Origin of the sequence: Rahnella victoriana (assembly GCF_004330295.1) — a bacterium.
GTDB classification, from domain to species: Bacteria; Pseudomonadota; Gammaproteobacteria; order Enterobacterales; family Enterobacteriaceae; genus Rahnella; species Rahnella victoriana.
Genome location: NZ_SJOJ01000028.1, coordinates 58,842 through 74,755, shown reverse-complemented (window position 1 = coordinate 74,755; position 15,914 = coordinate 58,842). Strand labels below are relative to the sequence as shown.

The window sequence follows — 15,914 nt, the reverse complement described above, 5'->3', positions numbered from 1 at the left end:
CATCAGCGTGTTGATAAACATTATTCATGGAAGCTTTTAAATACAGCTGTAGACTCATTCCTGAAAATTGAATATCTTCTTTCTGTTAATAGACGTTTCTCTAACTGGCTCGTGTTAATCTCCTTTTTAAATAAATACGCATTTATAGAAAGTAGCGGGATTAACGACATAGATTTATAACAACGATCTTTCTTATGGGTATGTAAGAAAACAAGGAATGTTATGAAAAAAGAGTGGTTTGCAGCAAAGGAATTAATTGGAAAGCAAGGTCTCCCGACGTCTACACAAGGTGTGCATGGAATGGCTCGCAGGTTATGCTGGATTAAACGTCGCAGAAGAGGTGTACAAGGGCGCGCGGTGGAATATCACATCGACAGTTTGCCTGGAAATACCGCGGCGACGTTGGCGATGAATGAACATTCCGCGGAGTATGTGTATACGTCTCATCAGGATCCGCTGGCGATCTGGATCGAAAGTTATAAGCAGTTGAAGGAACCTGAACGGGAAACGATGATCTCGTTTATTGTGCGGGAAGGGGTATCGGAAATACTGAACAGGTTACGTAAGCCTGACGAGACCTAGCTGATGAAACCCTGTCGTGCCTGCGAATATCTGCAAGCACGACAGGAAGCATCAGAAATCGCGTTTTACAGCCATATGCGCCAGACCTTCCAGCGCAGCGCGATAATCTGATTCCGGCAGCACCTGAAGCGCCTGTATGGCTTTATCGGCTTCTTGCTCAGCACGCTGGCGGGTATAGGTCAGAGACCCCCACTGATGCATGGCGGCAAGGACCGGTTCAAGTAAATGACGACCATTACCTTCTTCGATAGCTTTACGGATCATGGCAGATTGCTCAGCATCACCATGCTGCATCGCATGCAACAGGGGCAACGTCGGTTTCCCTTCATCAAGGTCATCGCCGGTGTTTTTGCCTAAGGTTTCACCATCCGCGTCATAATCGAGTAAGTCATCAATCAGCTGGAACGCGGTGCCCAGATAACGGCCGTAATCCTGCAACGCGGCGATCTGCTCACTGTTCCCGCCAGCCAGCATGGCAGAGGCTTGCGATGCGGCTTCAAACAAACGCGCGGTTTTGCTGTAGATCACCTGCAAATAGCTTTCTTCGGTAATGTCCGGGTCATTGCAGTTAATTAATTGCTGCACTTCCCCTTCGGCGATTACATTCACCGCTTTGGCCATGAGGGCCAGAACAGGCAGTGATTCCAGATCCGTCATCATCTGGAAGGCGCGGGTGTAGATAAAGTCACCAACCAGCACGCTGGCAGCGTTGCCAAATGCAGCATTCGCTGTGGCTTTCCCACGGCGCATATCTGATTCGTCAACCACATCATCATGAAGCAGCGTCGCGGTATGAATAAACTCAATCAGCGCGGCGACTTTTATGTGTTTATCACCTTCATAGGATAGTGCTTTGGCGGCCAGTACTGCTATCATCGGGCGGATACGTTTGCCGCCGCCACTGATGATGTAATATCCCAGTTGATTGATGAGAGAAACCTCTGAATTCAACTGTTCAAGGATGGATGCGTTGACTGCAGCCATATCGTCCTGGGTAAGATCAATAATCTGTTCTAGGTTCATTGTGTTTTTTCAGCTGTTGTTCTCTTCACCGCAATGAGGTCTGGCTCACATTGGCACATGGCGCTAACTGTAAAGGGGATTGTACTTGAAAAACAGTGTAGATAAATGACAACGGAAGAACTGCGCTTTTTTTCTTCTTTTGTGGTCATTGTGCTCTTGTCTTATGCTGATTTTTTGCGTAGAATTCGCGCCCTATTGTGAATATTTATAGCGCCCTCTGGACTATACAAAGTTGAGTGCGCGGAAAGCGGAGTTTTATATGTACGCGGTTTTCCAAAGTGGTGGTAAACAACACCGTGTCAGCGAAGGACAGACTATTCGTCTGGAGAAGCTGGACGTTGCAACTGGCGAAGCTATCGAATTCGATCAGGTTCTGATGATTGCAAACGGTGAAGAAATCAATATCGGCCTGCCTTTAGTGGCTGGCGGTGTAATCAAAGCTGAAGTCGTTGCTCACGGTCGTGGCGAAAAGGTCAAAATCGTTAAGTTTCGTCGTCGTAAACACTATCGTAAGCAGCAGGGCCACCGTCAGTGGTTCACTGACGTTAAAATCACCGGCATCAGCGCTTAAGATTAGGAGAGCGGAACAATGGCACACAAAAAGGCTGGCGGCTCCACACGTAACGGTCGCGATTCAGAAGCTAAACGTCTGGGCGTAAAACGCTTTGGCGGCGAAGCAGTACTGGCAGGCAGCATCATCGTTCGTCAGCGCGGCACTAAATTCCACGCTGGTATCAACGTGGGTTGCGGCAAGGACCACACTCTGTTTGCTTTGGCTGACGGTAAAGTCAAGTTCGAAGTTAAAGGCCCGAAAAACCGTAAGTACATCAGCATCGAAGCTGAATAAGTTTTTCGCGTCTTAGTAAATAGATGTAAGCCCCGCAATTCGTTGCGGGGCTTTTTACATTCTGGTTAGCCCATTCTGGCGGGATATGGACACGAAATCGCAGGCACCCATCGGTATTCTGTTAGCACTGATCACTGCGATGAGTTGGGGGTCTTTACCCATTGCCATGAAGCAAGTGCTGGTGGTGATGGATCCCTTTACCGTGGTTTGGTATCGGTTTTCAATGGCTGCGGTGGTGCTGGGGTGTATTCTGGCTGCGAAACGCAGACTGCCACCTAAAGCGATTTTTCACCGTCCGCGCTGGATGATCTTAGTGCTGATTGCGACCTGTGGATTGCTGGGGAATTTTGTCCTTTTCAGTTCTTCCCTGCAATTTCTCAGCCCGACGGCGTCGCAGGTCATCGGCCAGCTGTCTCCTGTCGGTATGATGGTGGCCAGCGTGGTCATCCTGAAAGAAAGGATGCGGGTTACGCAGGTCATTGGCGCCAGTATGTTATTTTTCGGGCTGATATTATTTTTCAATACCAGCCTGATTGAGATTTTTACCCGACTGACGGATTACACCCTGGGTGTGATTTTTGGTGTCGGGGCAGCAACGGTTTGGGTGATTTACGGCGTGGCGCAAAAGGTTCTGCTCCGCCAACTGGCTTCACCGCAAATCCTGTTTTTGCTGTACACTTTATGTTCTATCGCATTGCTCCCGCTGGCCAGCCCGGCGGTGCTTTCACAGCTCAGCGGCTGGCAGTTTGCCTGTCTGTTGTTTTGCGGCGCGAATACCTTAGTAGGATATGGCGCCTTAGCGGAAGCGATGGCGAGATGGCAGGCGGCTCAGGTCAGTGCTTTAGTGACACTTACCCCGCTGTTTACCCTGCTATTTTCAGATTTATTGGCACTTGCCTGGCCTGACTTTTTTGCTGCACCAGTGCTTAATTTCATTGGTTATCTTGGGGCATTTGTGGTGGTGGCGGGTGCAATGTTTTCCGCAATTGGCCATCGATGGTGGCCACGTCGGACAGAGCAAAACCTGGTAGCTAAACTTTAGCTGCCCGGCGAATGATTTACGGAGACGGTACAAATGAAGTTTGTTGATGAAGCCACGATTCTGGTTGTGGCCGGTGATGGCGGTAACGGGTGCGTCAGCTTCCGCCGCGAAAAATACATTCCACGTGGCGGTCCTGACGGCGGTGACGGTGGCGATGGCGGCGATGTTTACCTGCTTGCTGATGAAAACCTCAATACGCTGATCGATTTCCGCTTTGTGAAATCTTATCGTGCTGAGCGCGGTACTAACGGTCAGAGCAGCGACTGTACCGGTAAACGCGGTAAAGATATCACCATTAAAGTGCCTGTCGGAACGCGTGTTCTTGACCAGAGCACCGGCGAAGTTCTGGCCGATATGACCCAAAACGGTCAGATTAATATGGTGGCTAAAGGCGGTTTCCACGGGCTGGGTAACACCCGCTTCAAATCATCCGTGAACCGTTCACCACGCCAGAAAACCATGGGCACCAAAGGTGAAGAGCGCGATATCGCTCTTGAACTGATGTTGTTAGCCGACGTGGGTATGCTGGGTCTGCCGAATGCCGGTAAATCGACGTTTATCCGTTCCGTATCTGCGGCAAAACCAAAGGTTGCGGATTATCCGTTTACCACACTGGTTCCAAGCCTGGGTGTGGTGCGTATGGATCACGAGCAGAGCTTTGTGGTTGCTGACATCCCGGGTCTGATCGAAGGGGCTTCTGAAGGCGCGGGCCTCGGTATCCGCTTCCTGAAACACCTTGAGCGCTGCCGCGTTCTGTTGCACCTGATTGATATTGCTCCGATCGATGAATCTGATCCGATCGAAAATGCAAAAGTAATCATCAACGAGTTGCAACAATACAACGCCAAACTGGCCGAAAAGCCGCGCTGGTTAGTGTTCAACAAAGTTGATTTGATTGAGAAAGAAGAAGCGGAAACACGTGCTAAAGCGATCGCTGAAGCTCTGGGCTGGGAAGGTAATTATTATCTGATCTCCGCAGCTAACCGTGAAGGCGTTAATGCCCTGTGCTGGGACGTGATGAAATTCATCAACGAAAATCCTAAACACATGGCGATTGAAGAAGCGGCACCAGAGAAAGTTGAGTTCATGTGGGATGATTATCACCGTGAACAACTGGCTGAAGTGGAAGCTGAAGCTGATGACGACTGGGATGATGACTGGGACGAAGATGATGACGAAGGTGTCGAAATCATCTACGAACGTTAATCCCTGACATTCGCGTTCCATCGCTAAACAAAAGGCTGCCTCTGGCAGCCTTTTTGCTTTCTGAGAGCCGCGTTAACGGGTATCGGGGGAAAGTGTCAGTGAGCTTTGCAGCGCGACATCCGGCAGCCAGCATTGTGCGCTAAGCCCCGCGTGACCACTGCGGTTACGTAATGTCAGCGTACCACCATGCAGATGGGCAATCCGCACCACAATATTCAGGCCCAGACCGCTGCCACCATAACGCTGGTCGACACGCTTGAAAGCCTGCGTCAGTTCACTGGCTTTGGTTTCATCAATCCCCGGACCAGCGTCGTCAATCTGAATAAGAAAACCCTTTTCCTGCGGCGCAATCGACAGGGTGATGTCGCTGTTTTCCGGACCATAGCGGTAAGCATTTTCCACCAGATTGCGCACCATCAGCCTCAGCAGCACCGCATCGCCCTGGATTTCAGCCCGGGGCGGCAGGTGTATTTGCAAGTTCTGGCCGCGTTCACTGAGCATTTCACCCAGTTCTTCTTTGAGCGGTTCAATGACGTTATTGACCAGGTCAACCTGCTGATATTCGCCTTTAGCAAAATTCTGTCCGGCACGGGCGAGCATGAGCAATTGCTCGATGGTATGCATGAGCGAATCGATGCGGCCAATCAGCGTATCGCTGCCTTCCACGCCTTTTTGTTGCATGATTTCCAGATGCAGCCGGACGCCAGCCAGCGGCGTACGCAATTCATGCGCGGCATCGGCGGTAAACAACCGTTCCTGTTGAATGGTGCTGGAGAGGCGCGAAAAAAGCTGATTGAGGGCGTTGGTGACGGCGACGACTTCCCTGATTTCGCTGTTCAGCGGCAGAGGCGAAAGATTGTCGGCCGAGCGGGTTTCCAGTCGTTTTTGTAACTGATTGAGAGGACGAATAATCCAGCTGATTGCCCAGAACGATAACACCAGCGTGATGCTCATCATCAGCAAAGAAGGGGCGATCAGCGAAGCAATGGCTTCAGCAATTTCCTTTTCAACATGCGCGTTGCGGACTTTGGCCGACAGTGTGTCATTCACCAGCAGGTTAATTTGCTCCTGACTTTCATGCCACAGCCAGAAAATACTGGTCAGTTGCGTCACGAACAGGATCAGGGCCAGCATAACCAGCAGGCGGCGACGCATACTGGTCATACGGGCATTTCCAGACGATAGCCGATGCCGCGCACCGTCCTGATCACTTCTTTACCCAGTTTCTTGCGCAGATTATGGACATGCACTTCAAGCGTGTTAGATCCTAAATCATCCTGCCAGGTGTAGAGATCTTGCTGCAGCAACTCGCGGTTGACGGTCTGCCCGGCGCGCATCATCAGGCGTGATAAAATGGCGAATTCTTTTGGCGTGACTTCTACCGGCGCGTCGTCGAGATAGGCTTGTTGCGAGGAAAGATTGATTTTCAGGTTGCCGACGGCGATCAGATTGTCACTTTGTCCCTGATAGCGGCGGATGAGTGCACGAACCCGTGCCTGCAATTCAGCCAACGCGAAAGGTTTAATCAGGTAGTCATCGGCACCCGCGTCCAGTCCATCAACCCGGTCTTCAAGCGCATCACGGGCGGTCAGGATCAGCACGGGCAGGGAAATAGCCTGACGTCGCCACTGACGCAGCAATGTTGCGCCATCTTTATCAGGCAATCCTAAATCAAGGATCACCAGACTGTACTGGCTGGTTTGGATCAGGCTTTGCGCCTCGGCCGCCGTCGCTGCGCAGTCGCAGGCATAATTGTCACTGGTAAGTGCCAGCATTAATCCCTGCCGTAAAAGTTCATCATCTTCAACTATCAGCAGTTTCATCGTCTGGCACTTCTCCGTGTTTAATTATTTTGGTAGATATCCCTGTAAAGACGGCTTTCAAAGCGTACCAGCGGTGCCCGCCGTGTACGTTGATCTTCAGGGGGAACGGCATAGCCTGAGAGGAACTGAACAAATGCCATACGCTGTCCGCTGGCTGTGGTGATAAAACCGGCAAGGTTATAGACACCTGACAGTGAGCCGGTTTTCGCCGACACTTTGCCGTCCACACCCGCCTCATGAAGACCGCCGCGATACTGCAAGGTGCCGTCATGACCCGCCAGTGGCAGCATCGAGATAAAATCTAACTCTTTATCATGCTGGGAGATGTACTGAAGCACCTGCATCATGGTGGCAGGAGATAACAAGTCATGGCGTGAAAGACCGGAGCCATCAACCTGAATCGAGTTACCTAAATCCACGCCTGCTTTCTGACGCAAAATCTGACGCACAGCATCTGAACCGGCACGCCATGTTCCCGGCACGCCAAAACGCTGATGACCGATGGTCCGGAAGACGGTATCGGCGATCATGTTGTCCGATTTCTTCAACATCTGGTGAAGCAAATCATGCAGGGGCGCTGACTGTGTTTGTGCGAGAACGGTACCGGCCGGCGTCTGCTGTGTCTGGCGTTTCAGCGTGCCATCAATCTGAATATCTGCCTGCAACAGCTCGTCTTTCAAAATCGCACCGGCATAACTGGCGCCGTCCTGAATGGCGAAGGCTAAGGGTAAAGGCTCGCTGCGCTGGGTCAGGCAACCGGTGAGCGTATAGCGGTTGAATTCCCCGGGAACGACGTCCAGTTCACAGTATTGTGCATCCGGAGAGCCTTTTGCCAGTGTGCGTACTTCACTGAACATATGCACCGGATAGTAAGACGCGACGCGGATAAAGGCGTTTTCATCCGGTTTTGGCGCGCTATACAGTGATACCGAGAAACAGTTGCGGTCAACAATGGCGGCGGCAGGCGGGGCGCTGAAACACTGGGTGATGTCATTCCACGGCCAGCCGGGGGCTTTATCATGGCTGGCGAACACCGAAGTGTTAATCACCACATCCCCCGTGATTTCCTTCACACCCTGCTTTTTCAGCATGGCGACCATATTGCGAATATTCTGGCGTTTCAGCGTCGGATCACCGGAAAAACGCGCCACCAGATCCCCTTTGAGTACACCATCAGAAACGGAGCCCGGGGTTTCAAGGGTCGTCGTGAACCGGAAATCAGGCCCCAACTGTAACAGGGCTGCCAGAGCGGTCAGAATCTTCATCGTACTCGCCGGCAGCGCCATCTGGGTGCCGTGGTAATCGATCACAGGCGCAGGCGCGCCAATTTTCTGTACCAGCACAGCCAGATTCGTGCCGTCTGGCAGATATTCTGTGTAATTTTCGATCTGAGCCGCATTTGTATTCAGAACAAACGCGCATGCTAATCCACTGACAATTCGTAAAAAACGCATTATTTTGAGTAAAGGCTCTGGGTAACGGCAGGATAATGTGGTGCCATACTACGATGCTACGAACCCAGGCGCAACGTGGCTGAAAGTAAACGATGATCCTCAAGGAACTCTACGTTAAAATACGAATCAAATTGCAAAATGATTCCTGGCCTGGTGGCAACCCCGGGTGAGGTTTTTTTTGTTTTTCGCCAGAGAGTCGGTCAGAAGAGCTGGCTTAATTTCTTACCTGATTCAATCAGGACGGTGTTTACCGAAAGGACCAAGTTAGAGGTAATAAATATATGAAACCGATTCCGATGACATTGCGTGGCGCAGAAAGATTACGTGAAGAGCTGGACCATTTGAAAAGCGTCCGTCGCCCGAAAATCATTGCTGATATCGCGACCGCACGTGAACACGGCGATTTAAAAGAGAATGCTGAATACCATGCTGCGCGTGAACAGCAGGGTTTTTGTGAAGGTCGTATCCAGGAAATCGAAGCCAAGCTGTCGAACGCTCAGGTGATCGATGTGACTAAAATGCCTGCCACTGGCCGGGTCATTTTTGGCGCCACTGTGACCGTGATGAATCTGGACACTGACGAAGAACAGACTTACCGCATCGTGGGCGATGACGAAGCAGATTTTAAGCAAAATCTGATTTCTGTGAATTCCCCGATTGCACGTGGTTTGATCGGGAAAGAGCAGGATGACGTCGTGGTGATCAAAACGCCTGGCGGCGATGTCGAGTTTGAAGTATTAAAAGTCGAATACCTCTAAAATCTGCATTAAAAAGGGCGAAACGTGATGTTTCGCCCTGTAATTCGCACATTCATGCAGTGAATCACTTCACAGTAAATTGAAAACTAAAGTAAAAAGGCCTGTTCAGACCTTTCCATGAACGTGATTTCGTGGCACCTTTCCGAAAATCTACAGCGCTTTTCGTTAAACCTTAACGCATTAACGCGGTAAGATAATTTTGCGGTCTTCGGTGGAAGGGCGATAAAGTACCAGCATATTGCCGATGACTTGCACATTACACGCCTTGGTTTCACGCACGATTGCGTCTACGATCAAGGTCTTCGTTTCGCGTTCTTCTGCCGCGACTTTAACTTTGATCAGTTCGTGATGTTGCAGCGCCTGTTCAATTTCGGCCAGCACACCTTCAGTCAGGCCGTTGTTACCCAGCATGACAACCGGTTTCAGTGGATGTGCCAGACCTTTCAGGTACTGTTTTTGTTTATTGTTAAGATTCATCGTCTTTTTTGCTTAAGTTGGGATTGAAAACGGGTCATTCTACCGCCATCTCATGTATATCACCAACCCGGACTGCTTCGGGAAGGGATTTATACTGACTTAGCCATAGACGTCATGACGCTAACACCTTGTTCCAAAGGCTCTAACTCAGGGTAGTTGGAAAACTATATGGTTACTAAATAATGTCAAATAAGAAGCGTTCTGCAAGTTCCAGTCGCTGGTTGCAGGAACACTTTAGCGATAAATATGTGCTACAGGCACAGAAAAAAGGTCTGCGTTCCCGCGCCTGGTTTAAACTTGATGAAATACAGCAAAGCGATAAGCTGTTTAAACCGGGTATGACAGTCGTCGATTTAGGTGCGGCGCCGGGTGGTTGGTCACAGTTCGTGGCAACGCAAATCGGCAACAAGGGACGGATTATCGCCTGTGACCTTTTGCCTATGGATCCCATCGTTGGAGTCGATTTCCTTCAGGGGGATTTTCGTGATGAATTAGTTCTCAAAGCGCTGCTTGATCGCGTGGGAGAAAACAAAGTTCAGGTGGTCATGTCCGATATGGCCCCGAATATGAGCGGTACTCCGGCAGTCGATATTCCAAAATCGATGTATCTGGTTGAATTAGCGCTGGATATGTGTCGGGATGTATTAGCACCAGGCGGAAGTTTCCTGGTGAAGGTGTTTCAGGGAGATGGCTTTGATGAATACCTGCGGGAAATTCGCTCCCTGTTTACGAAGGTGAAGATTCGTAAGCCAGACGCTTCCCGAGCACGTTCGCGAGAAGTGTACATCGTAGCGACAGGGCGGAAACTGTAGTTCCCTAACGCTGTTTGTTAACACAGTTGTAATATGAGGTTAATCCCTTGAGTGACATGGCGAAGAACCTGATCCTCTGGTTGGTCATCGCAGTTGTATTGATGTCTGTATTTCAGAGTTTTGGGCCCAGCGAATCTAACGGCAGTAAAGTCGATTACACGACGTTTACGACCGAAGTGGCCCAAGACCAGGTTCGTGAAGTACGTATCAATGGACGTGCGATTGACGTTATCAAAAAAGACAGCAGCAAATACACAACCTATATCCCAGTCAATGACCCTAAATTGCTGGATACGCTGCTGAGTAAAAACGTGAAAGTTGTTGGAGAACCGCCTGAACAGCAGAGTTTCCTGGCGACTATCTTCATTTCCTGGTTCCCGATGCTGCTTCTGATTGGCGTCTGGATATTCTTTATGCGACAAATGCAGGGCGGCGGTGGCAAAGGGGCAATGTCCTTTGGTAAAAGCAAAGCCCGCATGTTGACGGAAGACCAAATCAAAACCACGTTTGCTGACGTTGCCGGGTGTGACGAAGCGAAGGAAGAGGTGAGCGAACTGGTAGATTACCTGCGCGAACCAAGCCGTTTCCAGAAACTGGGCGGTAAAATTCCTAAAGGCGTTCTGATGGTGGGTCCTCCGGGTACCGGTAAAACCTTGCTGGCGAAAGCCATTGCAGGTGAAGCGAAAGTGCCATTCTTTACGATTTCCGGTTCTGACTTCGTAGAAATGTTCGTCGGTGTGGGCGCATCCCGCGTGCGTGACATGTTCGAACAGGCGAAGAAAGCTGCTCCATGTATCATCTTCATCGATGAAATTGACGCCGTTGGCCGTCAGCGTGGTGCGGGTTTAGGTGGCGGTCACGATGAACGTGAACAGACACTGAACCAGATGTTGGTTGAGATGGATGGCTTCGAAGGTAACGAAGGTATCATCGTGATTGCTGCAACTAACCGTCCGGATGTTCTGGACCCGGCATTGCTGCGTCCGGGCCGTTTCGACCGTCAGGTTGTGGTGGGCTTGCCAGATGTCCGTGGCCGTGAACAGATCCTGAAAGTTCACATGCGTCGCGTTCCGCTGGCTACCGATGTTGATGCTTCAGTGATCGCCCGTGGTACACCTGGCTTCTCAGGTGCTGATCTGGCTAACCTGGTCAACGAAGCGGCATTGTTCTCCGCACGCGGTAACAAACGTGTGGTGTCGATGGTTGAGTTCGAAAAAGCCAAAGACAAAATCATGATGGGTGCTGAACGTCGCTCCATGGTGATGACCGAATCGCAGAAAGAATCTACCGCGTATCACGAAGCGGGCCACGCCATTATTGGCCGCCTGGTTCCTGAACACGACCCTGTGCACAAAGTGACGATTATTCCTCGTGGCCGTGCATTAGGTGTGACCTTCTTCCTGCCTGAAGGCGATGCGATCAGTGCCAGCCGTCAGAAACTCGAAAGCCAGATCTCTACCCTTTATGGTGGTCGTCTTGCAGAAGAAATCATCTACGGTGTGGAAAAAGTCTCTACCGGTGCCTCGAATGACATCAAAGTGGCGACATCGATTGCGCGTAACATGGTGACGCAGTGGGGCTTCTCAGAGAAGTTAGGTCCGTTGCTGTATGCGGAAGAAGAAGGCGAAGTCTTCCTCGGCCGTTCAGTGGCGAAAGCCAAGCATATGTCTGATGAAACTGCCCGCATCATCGATCAGGAAGTGAAATCTCTGGTTGAACGTAACTATATTCGTGCGCGTACGCTGCTGATGGAAAACATGGATATCCTTCATTCGATGAAAGATGCCCTGATGAAGTATGAAACCATCGATGCTCCGCAAATTGATGACCTGATGAACCGTACAGAAGTTCGTCCGCCAGCTGGCTGGGATGATGCTAACGGTAAAAACGGTAACGGCAATTCTAACGACGGCGGTGCGCCAAAAGCGCCAACGCCTGTTGACGAACCTCGTACGCCGAACCCTGGCAACACGATGTTTGAGCAATTCAGCGGCAAATAAGCGGCTGACTGGAAAATAACGCTGTTAACACTCAACCCCGGGCTTGCCCGGGGTTTTTTATGCGTGCATTCTTTGCGCCAGAAACCGATACAGCCATGATTGATTCATCAGAAGGGACATGATTGATGCACCTTACAGCCAGAGAATTCACGCTCGACCTTACTTTCCCCCAGGTTATGGGGATCCTGAATGTGACCCCCGATTCATTTTCCGACGGCGGGCGACATAACACCTTAGATCTGGCGCTCAGACATGCGCAGGCGATGGTCGATGCCGGGGCAACCATTCTCGATATTGGCGGTGAATCAACGCGCCCCGGAGCTGCAGAAGTCAGCGAAGATGAGGAACTGGCCCGCGTGGTGCCGGTCGTGGAAGCTATCGCGCGTCGTTTTGATGTCTGGATCTCCGTCGATACGTCGAAGGCCTCCGTGATCCGCGAAGCGGCAAACGCAGGCATGCATCTGATCAACGATATCCGCTCTTTGCAGGAGCCCGGCGCCTTGCAGGCCGCCGCAGAAACCGGCTTGCCTGTTTGTCTGATGCATATGCAAGGCGATCCTAAAACGATGCAGCAATCCCCGCACTACGACAACGTCGTTGCGCAGGTGGATCAGTATTTTGTTGAGCAAATCGCGCGTTGTGTGAATGCCGGCATTCCGAAAAACAAATTGCTGCTCGACCCGGGCTTCGGTTTCGGTAAAAATTTAGAACATAACTATCAGTTACTCGCCCGGTTGGCTGAGTTCCATCATTTCGGCTTGCCGCTTCTGGTGGGAATGTCGAGGAAATCGATGGTGGGACAACTTCTGCATGTCTCCCCCGAGAAGCGGGTAACCGGCAGCGTTGCCTGCGCGGTCATTGCAGCCATGCAAGGTGCTCAGATAGTCCGTGTACATGATGTTAAAGAAACCGTTGAAGCGATGCGTATCGTGGAAGCGACACTTTCTGCAAGGGATAAAAATTAATTATGAGCAACCGTAAATACTTTGGGACAGATGGCATCCGCGGAAAAGTAGGCGATACGCCGATTACGCCTGATTTTGTTCTCAAACTGGGCTGGGCTGCGGGCAAAGTGTTAGCGCGCCACGGCTCAGGTAAAGTGATCATCGGCAAAGATACGCGTATCTCCGGCTACATGCTGGAATCGGCGCTGGAAGCGGGTCTTGCGGCTGCGGGGCTGTCGGCCTCTTTCACCGGGCCAATGCCGACACCGGCGGTGGCGTATCTGACCCGCACTTTCCGTGCGGAAGCGGGCATTGTCATTTCTGCCTCGCATAACCCTTTCTATGATAACGGCATCAAATTCTTCACCATCGATGGCACAAAATTGCCCGATGAAGTGGAAGAGGCCATTGAAGCCGAACTGGAAAAACCCCTGACCTGCGTGGAATCTTCCGAGCTGGGCAAAGCCAGCCGCATCGTCGATGCCGCGGGTCGTTACATCGAATTCTGCAAAGGCACGTTCCCGAGCGAACTCAGCCTGAATGGTCTGAAAATTGTCGTGGATTGCGCCAACGGGGCAACTTATCACATTGCGCCAAGCGTGCTGCGTGAACTGGGTGCCAAAGTCATCACCATCGGCTGTGAGCCTGACGGGATGAACATCAATGAAGAATGCGGCGCAACGGATGTCCGCCAGTTGCAGCAACGCGTTCTGGCAGAAAAAGCCCACGTCGGGCTGGCATTTGACGGTGACGGCGATCGCCTGATCATGGTCGATCACGAAGGCAATAAAGTGGATGGCGACCAGATCCTCTACATCATTGCCCGTGAAGGACTCCGTCAGGGGCAGCTGAAAGGCGGTGCTGTCGGTACACTGATGAGTAACATGGGGCTTGAACTGGCTCTGAAACAGCTGGGCATTCCCTTTACCCGTGCGAAAGTGGGCGACCGCTACGTACTGGAAAAAATGCAGGAAAAAGGCTGGCGGATCGGCGCTGAAAACTCCGGGCATATCATCCTGCTGGATAAAACGACCACGGGTGACGGTATTGTTGCCGGTTTGCAAGTGCTTACCGCGATGGTGCGTAACCATATGAGTCTGCACGACCTGTGCAGCGGCATGAAGTTACTTCCGCAGATCCTGATCAACGTCCGTTTTGCGGGGGAACATGATCCTCTGGAAGCAGAAGAAGTGAAGCAGGTGACGGCTGAGGTTGAAAAACAGCTGGCCGGACGGGGCCGCGTATTGCTGCGTAAGTCTGGCACCGAACCTCTGCTGAGGGTCATGGTGGAAGGGGAAGATGCGGAACTGGTGGAAAAACTGGCTAACCGCATTGCTGACGCCGTAAAAGCAGTGAAAGCGTAAGCTGATAAAAAACGGTAAATTTTCGGTGTATGCCTGGCGACTGAACATCCCTGTCGCCGGATTTATCCAGATTTGCCGTTTTTTTCCGCAAACAAACCGTTTGATGAAAATTGCCCTTGCACGGCAATACGGCTTTGGTTAGTATTCACACCCGCTTCAGTGGGTCCTTTGATGACCTGCTAAATGGTGAGAAGCAATTGGCATGCGGTGAACCCGCGAGGATACAGGTACTACTATGTACGACGCTCTTCTGGTGATTTTCCTTATCGTAGCAATCGGGCTTGTCGCTCTGGTTATGCTGCAGCAAGGTAAAGGCGCTGATATGGGAGCCTCTTTCGGAGCAGGTGCTTCTGGCACATTGTTCGGTTCGAGTGGTTCCGGTAACTTCATGACCCGTATGACCGGCATTTTGGCAGCATTGTTCTTTATCATTAGTTTGATTCTCGGGAACATGAGCACCAATAAAGGCCAAAAAGGCAGTGAGTGGGAAAATCTGAGTCAGCCAGTGAAAACTGAGCAGACAACTGCACCGGCAGCTCCAGCAGCGCCTAACAGTGATGTTCCTCACTAAGCAGTAAACTTCTTTTAGAAAGAAGACAAGTTTTCAAACAATGGCTTATGCTCGGACAGTATAAGCGATTGCGAAAAAAAGAGTGCCGAGGTGGTGGAATTGGTAGACACGCTACCTTGAGGTGGTAGTGCCCGAATGGGCTTACGGGTTCAAGTCCCGTCCTCGGTACCAATCTTTATGATAATTTGCTTTTTAGCGATTATCGGCGTAGTATTTGCCACGTTTTCGGACGCGGGGTGGAGCAGCCTGGTAGCTCGTCGGGCTCATAACCCGAAGGTCGTCGGTTCAAATCCGGCCCCCGCAACCACTTTCCCTAAGTGTTTATTTCAAATAGACTTTCGGTCTTCCTGTGATGTTCTGCAGTTCCCATTTGAAAGCTTCGATTTGAAATAAATACTTCGCGAAAGTTGTACCGAAGCCGCTTTGCGGCGAATAGGGTCCAGTTGCATAAAGCCCCGATTTATCGGGGTTTTTTGTTATTTGGCAACAGAATCACTGGGCTATTTAGCCCTTTTTTTATGTCTTGGGGGTGGGCTTGTCCACATTAGAACAAAAATTAACAGAGCTGATTACAGCACCAGTCGAGGCACTTGGCTTTGAGCTGGTGGGCATCGAGTTCGTTCGGGCTCGCCAATCGACGTTGCGCATCTATATTGATAGTGACGCCGGGATCAATGTTGATGATTGTGCTGATGTCAGCCACCAGGTGAGCGCTGTACTGGACGTTGAAGATCCAGTCACCGTCGCCTACAACCTGGAAGTTTCCTCTCCAGGCCTTGACCGTCCTATGTTCACCGCTGAACATTATCAACGTTTTCTCGGCGACGAAGTCAGCATTGTCCTGCGTATGGCCGTGCAGAACCGTCGTAAATGGCAGGGCATTATCAAAGCTGTCGAAGGCGAGATGATCACGGTGACGGTGGAAGGGAAAGATGAAGTGTTCGCACTGAGCAACATCCAGAAAGCGAACCTGGTACCCCACTTTTAAAGAGTTTGGAAGAGGCAACTAGG

General features: G+C 51.0%; 18 protein-coding genes and 2 tRNA genes. 15 read left to right on the top strand and 5 right to left on the bottom strand.

The window, feature by feature from the left end:
- Positions 1–180, top strand: a 180-nt coding sequence (locus EYY67_RS24615) for a hypothetical protein (protein WP_207391108.1), incomplete at its 5' end; no start/stop codon positions are given.
- Positions 181–222: 42 nt separating this feature from the next.
- Positions 223–582, top strand: coding sequence for a DNA-binding protein (locus EYY67_RS20270; RefSeq protein WP_095923670.1), 360 nt, complete (start codon positions 223–225; stop codon positions 580–582).
- A gap of 51 nt (positions 583–633) precedes the next feature.
- Here EYY67_RS20270 and ispB read toward each other — a convergent pair whose 3' ends face one another.
- Entirely contained in the window at positions 634–1,605 is a 972-nt protein-coding gene (gene ispB, locus EYY67_RS20265; protein WP_095923669.1) for an octaprenyl diphosphate synthase, read from the bottom strand.
- A gap of 259 nt (positions 1,606–1,864) precedes the next feature.
- On the opposite strand from ispB, the gene rplU reads away from it, so the two are divergent.
- The 4 genes from rplU (at position 1,865) to cgtA (ending at position 4,700) form a co-directional block, all read left to right on the top strand.
- Positions 1,865–2,176 carry a 50S ribosomal protein L21 gene (rplU, locus tag EYY67_RS20260; protein ID WP_013573804.1) on the top strand — a complete coding sequence of 104 codons (312 nt, stop codon included), beginning with the start codon at positions 1,865–1,867 and terminating at the stop codon, positions 2,174–2,176.
- Positions 2,177–2,194: 18 nt separating this feature from the next.
- Entirely contained in the window at positions 2,195–2,452 is a 258-nt protein-coding gene (rpmA, locus tag EYY67_RS20255; RefSeq protein ID WP_013573805.1) for a 50S ribosomal protein L27, read from the top strand.
- An 85-nt stretch (positions 2,453–2,537) separates the two neighbouring features.
- Positions 2,538–3,494 carry a DMT family transporter gene (locus EYY67_RS20250; protein ID WP_131694264.1) on the top strand — a complete coding sequence of 319 codons (957 nt, stop codon included), beginning with the start codon at positions 2,538–2,540 and terminating at the stop codon, positions 3,492–3,494.
- 33 nt (positions 3,495–3,527) lie between these two features.
- Complete coding sequence (cgtA, locus tag EYY67_RS20245; protein ID WP_095923667.1) at positions 3,528–4,700, top strand: Obg family GTPase CgtA; 1,173 nt, start codon at positions 3,528–3,530, stop codon at positions 4,698–4,700.
- Between the two features lie 72 nt (positions 4,701–4,772).
- Here cgtA and pmrB read toward each other — a convergent pair whose 3' ends face one another.
- Genes pmrB through dacB form a run of 3 tightly spaced genes read right to left on the bottom strand, consistent with a single transcriptional unit; the run spans position 4,773 to position 7,977 of the window.
- The gene (pmrB, locus tag EYY67_RS20240; protein WP_131694263.1) at positions 4,773–5,864 is read right to left on the bottom strand and encodes a two-component system sensor histidine kinase PmrB; all 1,092 of its coding nucleotides are present in this window, start codon (positions 5,862–5,864) and stop codon (positions 4,773–4,775) included.
- On the bottom strand, positions 5,861–6,523 hold the full coding sequence (gene pmrA, locus EYY67_RS20235; RefSeq protein ID WP_095923665.1) for a two-component system response regulator PmrA: 663 nt from the start codon (positions 6,521–6,523) through the stop codon (positions 5,861–5,863). The genes pmrB and pmrA overlap by 4 nt, the downstream gene beginning before the upstream one ends.
- A gap of 20 nt (positions 6,524–6,543) precedes the next feature.
- Positions 6,544–7,977 (bottom strand): serine-type D-Ala-D-Ala carboxypeptidase, encoded by a 1,434-nt coding sequence (gene dacB, locus EYY67_RS20230; protein WP_131694262.1) that lies wholly within the window; start codon positions 7,975–7,977, stop codon positions 6,544–6,546.
- Positions 7,978–8,258: 281 nt separating this feature from the next.
- Between dacB and greA the strand changes: the two genes are divergently transcribed.
- Positions 8,259–8,735, top strand: coding sequence for a transcription elongation factor GreA (gene greA / locus EYY67_RS20225; protein WP_095923663.1), 477 nt, complete (start codon positions 8,259–8,261; stop codon positions 8,733–8,735).
- Between the two features lie 180 nt (positions 8,736–8,915).
- Here greA and yhbY read toward each other — a convergent pair whose 3' ends face one another.
- Entirely contained in the window at positions 8,916–9,212 is a 297-nt protein-coding gene (gene yhbY / locus EYY67_RS20220; protein ID WP_095923662.1) for a ribosome assembly RNA-binding protein YhbY, read from the bottom strand.
- Between the two features lie 182 nt (positions 9,213–9,394).
- Between yhbY and rlmE the strand changes: the two genes are divergently transcribed.
- From rlmE to rimP, 8 genes are all read left to right on the top strand, one after another.
- Positions 9,395–10,024 carry a 23S rRNA (uridine(2552)-2'-O)-methyltransferase RlmE gene (gene rlmE / locus EYY67_RS20215; protein WP_095923661.1) on the top strand — a complete coding sequence of 210 codons (630 nt, stop codon included), beginning with the start codon at positions 9,395–9,397 and terminating at the stop codon, positions 10,022–10,024.
- A 56-nt stretch (positions 10,025–10,080) separates the two neighbouring features.
- Entirely contained in the window at positions 10,081–12,024 is a 1,944-nt protein-coding gene (ftsH, locus tag EYY67_RS20210) for an ATP-dependent zinc metalloprotease FtsH (protein WP_095923660.1), read from the top strand.
- 125 nt (positions 12,025–12,149) lie between these two features.
- The gene (gene folP / locus EYY67_RS20205) at positions 12,150–12,989 is read left to right on the top strand and encodes a dihydropteroate synthase (protein WP_095923659.1); all 840 of its coding nucleotides are present in this window, start codon (positions 12,150–12,152) and stop codon (positions 12,987–12,989) included.
- A 2-nt stretch (positions 12,990–12,991) separates the two neighbouring features.
- Complete coding sequence (gene glmM, locus EYY67_RS20200; RefSeq protein WP_095923658.1) at positions 12,992–14,332, top strand: phosphoglucosamine mutase; 1,341 nt, start codon at positions 12,992–12,994, stop codon at positions 14,330–14,332.
- A gap of 235 nt (positions 14,333–14,567) precedes the next feature.
- Positions 14,568–14,903, top strand: a complete 336-nt coding sequence (gene secG, locus EYY67_RS20195) for a preprotein translocase subunit SecG (RefSeq protein WP_095923657.1) — start codon at positions 14,568–14,570, stop codon at positions 14,901–14,903.
- Positions 14,904–14,987: 84 nt separating this feature from the next.
- Positions 14,988–15,074: transfer RNA gene (locus EYY67_RS20190), tRNA-Leu, on the top strand.
- 59 nt (positions 15,075–15,133) lie between these two features.
- Positions 15,134–15,210 (top strand) — tRNA-Met (locus EYY67_RS20185).
- Positions 15,211–15,438: 228 nt separating this feature from the next.
- The gene (gene rimP, locus EYY67_RS20180) at positions 15,439–15,891 is read left to right on the top strand and encodes a ribosome maturation factor RimP (protein WP_147243271.1); all 453 of its coding nucleotides are present in this window, start codon (positions 15,439–15,441) and stop codon (positions 15,889–15,891) included.
- Positions 15,892–15,914: the final 23 nt, after the last annotated feature.